At 47.8% G+C, this 6,338-nt stretch carries 8 protein-coding genes; 3 read left to right on the top strand and 5 right to left on the bottom strand.

Annotation, left to right across the window (positions count from 1 at the left end):
• The coding region (locus HHO50_RS20625) for a hypothetical protein (RefSeq protein ID WP_181309041.1) at positions 1 to 231 on the top strand (231 nt) is incomplete at its 5' end.
• Positions 232 to 599: 368 nt separating this feature from the next.
• Here HHO50_RS20625 and HHO50_RS20620 read toward each other — a convergent pair.
• The 5 genes from HHO50_RS20620 to HHO50_RS21120 all read right to left on the bottom strand — a co-directional run bounded on the left by HHO50_RS20620 (position 600) and on the right by HHO50_RS21120 (position 3,310).
• The gene (locus HHO50_RS20620; protein WP_181309040.1) at positions 600 to 992 is read right to left on the bottom strand and encodes a hypothetical protein; all 393 of its coding nucleotides are present in this window, start codon (positions 990 to 992) and stop codon (positions 600 to 602) included.
• Positions 993 to 1,087: 95 nt separating this feature from the next.
• Positions 1,088 to 1,675 carry a hypothetical protein gene (locus tag HHO50_RS20615; RefSeq protein WP_181309039.1) on the bottom strand — a complete coding sequence of 196 codons (588 nt, stop codon included), beginning with the start codon at positions 1,673 to 1,675 and terminating at the stop codon, positions 1,088 to 1,090.
• 159 nt (positions 1,676 to 1,834) lie between these two features.
• Positions 1,835 to 2,323: a hypothetical protein gene (locus HHO50_RS20610; RefSeq protein ID WP_181309038.1), complete on the bottom strand. Its 489-nt coding sequence runs from the start codon at positions 2,321 to 2,323 to the stop codon at positions 1,835 to 1,837.
• A gap of 160 nt (positions 2,324 to 2,483) precedes the next feature.
• Positions 2,484 to 2,876 carry a tyrosine-type recombinase/integrase gene (locus HHO50_RS20605; RefSeq protein ID WP_219921617.1) on the bottom strand — a complete coding sequence of 131 codons (393 nt, stop codon included), beginning with the start codon at positions 2,874 to 2,876 and terminating at the stop codon, positions 2,484 to 2,486.
• A 20-nt stretch (positions 2,877 to 2,896) separates the two neighbouring features.
• Positions 2,897 to 3,310: a phage integrase N-terminal SAM-like domain-containing protein gene (locus HHO50_RS21120; protein ID WP_219921616.1), complete on the bottom strand. Its 414-nt coding sequence runs from the start codon at positions 3,308 to 3,310 to the stop codon at positions 2,897 to 2,899.
• A 53-nt stretch (positions 3,311 to 3,363) separates the two neighbouring features.
• Between HHO50_RS21120 and HHO50_RS20595 the strand changes: the two genes are divergently transcribed.
• Complete coding sequence (locus HHO50_RS20595; protein ID WP_181309037.1) at positions 3,364 to 3,945, top strand: recombinase family protein; 582 nt, start codon at positions 3,364 to 3,366, stop codon at positions 3,943 to 3,945.
• Positions 3,946 to 5,653: 1,708 nt separating this feature from the next.
• Entirely contained in the window at positions 5,654 to 6,334 is a 681-nt protein-coding gene (locus HHO50_RS20590) for a TetR/AcrR family transcriptional regulator (RefSeq protein WP_255478841.1), read from the top strand.
• The last annotated feature ends 4 nt before the right edge of the window (positions 6,335 to 6,338 follow it).

Below are 6,338 nucleotides of genomic sequence, written 5' to 3'. Positions count from 1 at the left end.
TATTATGAAGTACATGGTGGTGATGGCAAGACCAAGGATGGCTATCAGGTGGTGATAAACTTCCTGAACCCTGAATTCCCAATCATCAGTGTGGAACATAATTATATCACTGACACAAGCGGCCTAACCGGCACCTGGTGCCAGTTTGAGGTCGGTGAACCCATCACTGAGTCTGAATTCAAAGAAGCATATATAAAAGCCATAGGGCATCCAAAAGTGTCAATCAGATAGGGCTACCAGTATATAAGACTGACGGCAAGATAATTGCGGCAAAGGGGAGTAGCAGCTCTTTGCAATACCTTTTATGTTCTACTTACTTGCTAATTCCCTGTCTAGGATCTGGCAGGCCTCAGACAGCCCGGAATCACCCGATCCGCTGTAGATGATTTTCCCATCGGGGCTTATCAGGATGATAGAGCCATCAACGTGTGGGGTGCCGACTGATAAGTCCGCTTATGTTAAATGAGCCTAACGGTCTCGTGTAAACAGCGTGCGAGGCCGTCGGCCGAAGTATGGTGTTTACACAATGTTGGGCAATCGGGATTTTATTATACGTTTATGATTTATTAAAATGTCAAATCTATACTAGATATTAATTTCTACCTAGGGTATTTAAATGGCGGTTCAGTTAAAATTTTAACATCAAAACATCTCCGTATAAAGGATAATCCATTTTCTATGTAATAATATCTATCATTAGTATTGGTCGATGGTAAATTAAATACCGTCCAAGTACTAACAGCTTGTTTCATTATTTCCTTCCCAATCCCTTTACGCTGCACAAAGTCCAATGTATTCATATGGGCTAATTGTACATAGTCATCTATTTCATAAAATTCAAAACAGCTACATATTAAATTTTTACTATCAATAGCTATTATGTAGCTGTCACTTTCATTAAGCCAATATATTTCATAAAGTCCAAATGATTGTAAATGCTCAAGCTCCTTTAACTTTGTTGACGTAATTGACTTACCTATCTCTAAATTCATAAAACTTTTTTATTATTTTCTCCTGTTGCCCAACGGTTAGTATAAAAAACGTGTGAGGCCGTCGGCCGATGCATGATTTTTATACAATGTTGGGGTTAGTTCTTTTTTTTCTCGCTTTCTGGTGAAATCTCACATGAACATTCTTTTGATGAAAGTGAGTATGATTTATAGTTGTTTAGTTCTTTCAAGACTTTTAGATTCCATTCTTCTTGAACAAAATCAACACCCCCATTTCCTGTTTCTCTATCATACTTTTTATTTAATAAATCTCGTTGGTTCTTATATTTATCAATCACCATTTGATATTCAGAAACATCTTGCACTTTTTTGGCTCTTAGGATTGAAAATTCTCTTCTAATTTTTCTTGCGAAAAGTTCTGAAATATCGAAATGAAGCTGCTCATGTTGTAATAACTCAACTGATGTTGTATCAACCGTCCAAGACTCGCTTTTAATGATACAACTAGTTGCAATAAAGTCGGGAATTTTTTGGTTAAAGTCTTTCTTTGTAATTACTAACCGAGTTGCAATTAATGCTTCGGCGTTAGATTTAACAGATGTTCTAACTGACATATCAGGCTTTCCCTGAAAGTCGCTCCATTTTAGCTTTATATTTTCACTCCAACAATCACAAGAAGGTTGGAGTGAATTAAACGCAAAAAGAATCAATGTAATGAGAAACATAAGTTCCTTTTCTTAATACTTTAAAATCTTAAAGCAATTCCATTTTTATTATTTGAATTAACCCCAACGTCTAGTGCATGAGGCGTGCAAGGCCGTCGGCCGTAGCATGGCTTATGCACAATGTTAGCCTTAGTTTTTATTTTATATATTAAACTTAGGTTATTGGCTTAATATTTTCTTTACATCCTCCAGTCGTAATTTTGCTTTGTTATTGCCAATGTCTCCAACAGCATAAGTAAGTGAATCTATTGTTTCTACTTGTAAAAGATGTGTTCCACAGGTTGAGATATAGTAGTCTGAATTGCCGTCCTTTCTCACTATTTCATTAGATTCAAGTGCTACTATAAAAGTCTCGCCTTCTTTTAGTTGAGAGGCTTGCATCCTACAGTCTTTGCCTCTACTACCTAAAATATTAATAACATGCCGCTTCTCTTTTCCACGATAGATTTGTATGATTTCTGCTTTTATCTTTAATGGAAGTATTGAGTCTGGCTCATCCTTCATGTTTAGCTGTTTTAATATTTTAACATGAGCCACCAACCTTGTCTTAGGTGCTACTTCCAAAAAGCTTCCTCTCAGCGTACATTCGCAGGCATTTGCTTTTGATAAGGAGAACAGCAATCCGAGTGTGAGGAGTAAAACTTTCATAATTATAAATTAAGGCTAACACCTAAATAACATCACCAGTAATGTTATTTACACTACATGCAGGTCTTTTGGGAGGTGATGTTATTTCTTTAGATTTGATATTAAGTGATTGATAATCAGTTGATAACTTTTCCATAGAGGTTCCTTTATCTTTTAATAATCATATTTCTAAATTATCAAGCGGACTCTTTATCTTTTCCATGCCCTTGCGGGTGATGTGGGTGTAGATCTCCGTCGTCTTGCTGGAGTGGTGCCCCAGCAGCGCCTGGATGTAGCGCAGGTCTGCCCCCTGCTCTAGCAGGTGCGTGGCGAAGCTGTGGCGCAGGGTATGGAGGGAGACCTTCTTCTTTATCTCGCATGCCCTTTTGAAAACCTTCCGGGCACTTCCATAACTGTAGGCCTCCCCGTCCTGCCCCTCAAAAAGCCAGTCCTTGGGCCGGTAAGCTTTGTAATACTGCCTTAAGTAGGTGAGAATTTTCCCGGAAAGCAAGGTGACCCTGTCCTTTTTCCCTTTCCCGGCCCTGACGTTAAGGATTCTCCTGCCGGAGTCCACGTCTGCGACCCTGAGGTTTATCAGCTCACCGGCTCACCGGCCCTCAGGCCCGCCGAATAGATCAGCAGCAGGATGCATTTGTGCTTCAGGTTGCCCACGGCATTCATGATAAGGGTGACCTCCCCCTCGCTGAGTACCTCCGGCAGGGCCTGGGCTTCCCGTGGCCTGTCCAGGTAATAGACGGTGCGGGGGAGGTGCAGCACCTTCTCATAGTAGAACTTGATGGCGTTCACGGCCGAGTTCTGGTGGGAGGCGGAGATGTCGTAGTCATCTATCAGGTGGAGCATGTGCGCTTTTATGTCAGCCTCGTCCAAAGAGGCGGGGGTCTTCTCCTGAAACAGGTTGCTTGTCCCGTTAAACGGCCGTTTTGCGGGACTAACCCGCTGACCGGAAAATGCCCCTCTATAGACGCCAATCCTGTCCCGAATAGCCATCTCAATAATCAAAAACGTTTTCTATATTTGAGACGGGTTAACGAGACACAGACATGAAGATAGGCTACGCCCGGGTGAGCACCCAGGACCAGAGGCTGGAATTGCAGACGGACGCGCTTTCCGGCTACGGGTGCGGGCAGATATTCAAAGAGAAGAAATCGGGCAGGAACAAGGAACGTCCGGAGCTGGGGAAGATGATAGAGCGGCTCCGGACCGGTGACACGGTCGTGGTCTGGAAGCTTGATAGGCTGGGCCGTTCGCTGCGGGACCTGATAGACCTGGTGGCGGAGTTCAAAGAGAAAGGAGTAGACTTTGTGAGCCTGCAGGACGGTATCAACACCGCCACGCCCACCGGTCGCTTCACCTTCAACATCTTCGCCTCGCTGGCAGAGTTTGAGCGGGAAATCATCCGGGAAAGAACAAAAGCAGGATTGGATGCTGCCAAGGCAAGGGGCAGAAGGGGAGGCAGACCGGTAGGCCTTTCCAAAGAGGCGCAGGAAAAGGCAAAGTCCGCCAAGATCCTCTTCGACTCAGGCACCAAGGGCGTGGGGGAGATCGCCAGGCAGCTGGGTATCGGCCGGGCCACCTGCTACCGCTACCTGTCCCAGGCAGAGGGGGAGGGCGGTGGCCAGTGACCGGGCATTGCCCACCATTGCTCTGCATTGATTCCCGTTGACTGGGCTGCATTGGTCTTCATTGAACTGCATTGCTTTGCATTGATTCCCGTTGCTAGGCTGCGTTGAACTGCATTGCTCTGCATTGATTCCCGTTGCCGGGCTGCGTTGATTTGCATTGCTCCGCATTGATTCACGTTGCTGAATGTTGCTTCAGTGGCTTATAGGGCCGATTCGGGTGTGTGTTGCCGCATTTTTGCTCGGTATCCTGCCCGGGCAACACAAAACAACCCACAGCAACGTAGTTTAGCAACACGCAGCAACAGCCAGCAACACGTAGAGCAACGGCCAGCAACAAGCAGCAACAGGAGGCCTGATTGTATGGCCAGATCCCCTTACCAAGCGCGGAAAACCCGTATTCTTTCCTTTGGTGTCCCCTGTCGCCCCTCCTGGGACGGCTGGTGTGATTTACAGCCGCACCGATACGCGATAAACTGCCCAGGCGACGCTGAAACTACGTCGGCCAACGCAAACCGGCCCTCCCCACCAATGCAGATCAATGCAAAGCAATGCCGGAACAGCCTTCCGCTCCAATGCAGATCAATGCAGATCAATGCCGGAACAACCCTCCCCGCCAATGCAACTCAATGCAAACCAACGTCGGGCAATGCACCGACGGGCAGTTTGGGACGGCTTCCCGCCGCCGAAACGGACGTTTCAGGGCAGGATAGCTGCCAGAACCTTCCAGGAAGACACGCTTGAATTTACTGTCCCGAGAACCTGCCGTTTAACGGGGTAGCTACTTTGCCGCCTGCTACCGCCGCCTGTCTCCCACACCCTGGGGAGGGCAGCCCCCAATGGCAGGGACACCCAGGCGGCGGCTATTAGGCGGCTACCTGGCGGCTTGGCGGCGGCTGGGGAGCAAGCGGCGGCGGCTAGGCGGCTGAACTGGCGGCAAACCGGGTCCAAAGGCGGCGGCTGATGGCGGCAAACAGTGGCGGCTAGGCGGCTAATGGGCGGCGGAAGGTAGTTTAGTGGGTTATGGGGCGGTTTTAGGTGTGTTGCCGCCGCAGTGGGACACTCTGCATTGCCTAGACAACGGAAAGACACCGTTTTGCAAAGCAAAAGCAACGGACTCCAACGCAAACCAACCATCCCCGCCAACGAGGATCAACGCAAATCAACGCCGGACAACGAGAATCAACAGGCGGCTTGGGACAGTGTCCCTGTCACCGTTGCTCTGCGTCGAAACGGACACTTCAACGGGCTTTTCAATGCAGAACAGTGGCCGGTACCTGTCGGGCAGGCCTGTCTGGTTATACTGTCCCGGGAACTTGCCGTTTTAAGGGACGAGGCACTTTGCCAGCCGCTCCTGCCTTGGCTAACTAGCTACCGCTACTTAGCCAAGGCATGGAAAGCGCGGATACCCAAAATGACAGGGCCGCCTGGCCAGTGCAAAGCAATGGTGCTGACATTCAGTTTGGCTATTCGCCACCACCGTATTGCTGGCCGTCCCCTCCCTCTGAGCCTTTAAACAGGTACATCCGCACATTTCCCCAGTGGTCAGTGAATGCGTTTGACTTTCACGCAAGCAAAATAATTAAGCAGAACCAGAGTGATAGTATTTAAATTATTAATAATAGCTTTACTATTATTAATAATTTTTTTATATACTTGTGAAAATTCATTACAGCCGAATTGGTTTATGGGCGCCACCATTAGAATAGAATTGAACGAGAAGCTTTTCCTGCGTGACCCGGAGCTGACCGAATTAGGCAGGGCCATCGTGAAAGAGAGCATCCGGCTTATTGATGAGTTGGGCTTTGAGCATTTTACCTTTAAAAAGCTGGCGCAGCACATTGCGTCCACGGAGGTATCGGTGTACCGATACTTTGAGAATAAGCACAAACTGCTGCTCTACCTGGTTTCCTGGTACTGGAACTGGCTGGATTACCAGTTCAGCTACCATACCCATCATGTGGCAGAGGCCTCGGAGAAGCTGAGGGCCTTCATCCGCATTCTGGCTGGAAGCGATGGGAGAGAGCCGCCGCTGTCTAACGTAGACGTCCACTCTTTGGCGCGCATTGTCATTTTGGAGGCTTCCAAGGCCTATCTCACCAAAGAGGTAGACGCAGACAACAAAGCCGGCTTGTTCCAGGACTACAAAAACCTTTGCCACAAGGTTGCACTGATTGTGCTGGAGATAAACCCAGCCTATCCTTTTCCGCACGCGCTGGTGAGCACTCTTGTTGAGGCCGCCCGCAAGCACCTGTTCTTTGCGCAGCACCTGCCCTCCCTTACGGAGGTGAGGCTGGACAGCACCGGCAAGAACGACCTGGCCGGTTTCCTGAATCATCTGGCGTTTAGTTCGCTCACCAACGCTGCCGTCTCTGCATACGCTAACCATTAATTGA

The sequence above is a fragment of the Rufibacter sp. XAAS-G3-1 genome, from assembly GCF_013623775.1.
Lineage (GTDB): Bacteria > Bacteroidota > Bacteroidia > Cytophagales > Hymenobacteraceae > Nibribacter.
The sequence above is the reverse complement of the archived record's forward strand: the minus strand, read 5'-3'. Positions and strand labels throughout refer to the sequence as shown.